Raw genomic sequence first — 1,649 nt, forward strand, 5'->3', positions numbered from 1 at the left:
GTGGATGAATAGGTGAAGGTGACCTCTGACCTGGGAAAATAGGACTTGTCTAGAGTTCAATTCCCGCAGAAGAAAGATCACCTTCGAAGTGAAGTCTACCGGCCTGTACCCGCACCCGCACATCGACACTTCCCCCATCCCGGCCATCACCCAAGCCGGTGGCACGGTCCTGACCGACACGATCGATCAGACCGGCCTGGGACGCTACCTCTCAGACGCTCTGGCGTCGTGGCGCAAGCCATTTGCGATCCATGATCCTGGCAAGATCCTGTTGGACCTGGCACTGTCGTTGGCATTGGGCGGCGACTGCCTCTCCGACGCTGGAATCGTGCGCAGCGAACCCGGCATCTACGGGTCAGTCGCGTCGACTCCGACCGTCTCCCGACTCATCGGCTGGCTGGCTGAGGACACCGGGGCAGCGGTCACCGCGATCCGCCGTGCCCGCCAGAAGGCCCGCGCCCACGCCTGGCACAGCGCCGGCACGCATGCTCCTGACCACGATGCCAGCGCTGACCAGCCGTTGGTCATCGACTTAGACGCCTCGATCGTGATCGCGCACAGTGAGAAGGAACAGGCCGCCGGGACGTTCAAGCGCACCTTCGGTCACCACCCCTTGCTGGCGTTCGCCGACCACGGTCCAGCCGGTACCGGCGAGTTGTTGGCCGCGGCCCTGCGCAAGGGCAACGCCGGATCGAATACCGTGGCCGACCATATCTCGATCACCCGTGACGCCCTGGCCCAACTCCCCGGCGGGCGTGGGCGGCCGGGAAAGAAGGTCCTCATCCGCGCCGACACCGCAGGTGGCACGCACGGGTTCCTGGACTGGCTCACCGGACGCAGGCTCTCGTACTCCGTCGGATGGAGCCTGCCGACCGACTTCGGCGAGCTCTACCATCAGATACCGGAAGCGGAGTGGCAGGACGCGTACACGTCGGCCGGTGGTATCCGCGACGGTGCCGGAGTCGTCGAGCTCACCGGGCTGCTCGACCTGACCGGGTGGCCTGCCGGGATGCGCGTCATCGCCCGACGTGAGCGCCCGCATCCGGGAGCGCAGTTGCGGTTCGATGACGTGGACGGGTATCGGATCACTGCGTTCGCGACCAACAGCAGGCGCGGGCAGCTCGCCGATCTGGAAGTCCGGCACCGGCGCCGCGGGCGGTGTGAGGATCGGATCCGCAATGCCAAGGACACCGGCCTGCGCAACCTGCCGCTGCATGGGTTCGACCAGAACCAGATCTGGTTGGAAATCGTCGGCTTGGCCAGTGAGATCACCGCGTGGGCGGGCATGCTCGGACTTGCCGACACTCAAGCACGCCGGTGGGAGCCGAAAACCCTGCGCTACCGCGTCTACACAATCGCAGCGACCATCGCCAAGACAGCACGCCGCACCACTGTCCACTACAGTCACAGGCATCCCTGGGCGCTGCTCATCGTCACCGCGACCGAACGGATCCGCGCACTGCCCCGAGCACCCGATTGATGTCGATACTCACGACAACAGCGACAATGAAAGGCACTCCGGCCCATGGAACGGCCCGACCACCGCGGCGACACGCGCAGGCACATCACACCCGAACAGTACAATCACCTACAACATGAGACAACGACGCCGCGATCAAGCACAAACCCCAACCCGTGAAAAATCGAGG

1 protein-coding gene is annotated in these 1,649 nt (G+C 64.9%); it reads left to right on the forward strand.

Annotated elements, in window-relative coordinates:
* Window positions 1-88 precede the first annotated feature (88 nt).
* Window positions 89-1,480: an IS1380 family transposase gene (locus NQ034_RS15995; protein ID WP_257050016.1), complete on the forward strand. Its 1,392-nt coding sequence runs from the start codon at window positions 89-91 to the stop codon at window positions 1,478-1,480.
* The last annotated feature ends 169 nt before the right edge of the window (window positions 1,481-1,649 follow it).

The sequence above is a fragment of the Brevibacterium moorei genome, from assembly GCF_024580735.1.
GTDB lineage: Bacteria > Actinomycetota > Actinomycetes > Actinomycetales > Brevibacteriaceae > Brevibacterium > Brevibacterium moorei.